Source organism: Escherichia sp. 94.0001, from assembly GCF_013369155.2.
GTDB lineage: Bacteria > Pseudomonadota > Gammaproteobacteria > Enterobacterales > Enterobacteriaceae > Escherichia > Escherichia coli_F.
This window is the reverse complement of sequence record NZ_JABWMS020000296.1, coordinates 1-285: the sequence shown is the minus strand read 5'-3', so window position 1 is coordinate 285 and position 285 is coordinate 1. Positions and strand designations below refer to the sequence as shown.

Sequence of the window (285 nt, the reverse complement as noted above, 5' to 3'; positions counted from 1 at the left end):
CGGGGATTACTCCCCGCACAACGGCTACTTCTTCGGTTCGTAAGCGAGAACAGCCCTGAACTCAATATTACGTTCCTTTACGGTAAACTCACACAGCGAGTCGCCGACCAGAAGCGTAAATCCCAGCACTGTCAAACACAGCACTATGACCGCCACAAGGGCATATTTCGTCAGTATGTTTATATTGCCTCCATGCGAAGAAGGGACTACCATCCGAGTTGTTGAGGTTCGGAGTGGCAGCCCCAGGGTTGATAGAAATATCTCCTGGGGCTTCATCTTTCCAGA

The 285-nt window shown here is 50.5% G+C and carries 1 protein-coding gene; it reads right to left on the bottom strand.

The window, feature by feature from the left end; genetic code table 11:
* Positions 1-24: 24 nt before the first annotated feature.
* Positions 25-177 carry a type I toxin-antitoxin system toxin HokE gene (hokE, locus tag HEN33_RS25810; RefSeq protein ID WP_000956467.1) on the bottom strand — a complete coding sequence of 51 codons (153 nt, stop codon included), beginning with the start codon at positions 175-177 and terminating at the stop codon, positions 25-27.
* Between the last annotated feature and the right edge of the window lie 108 nt (positions 178-285).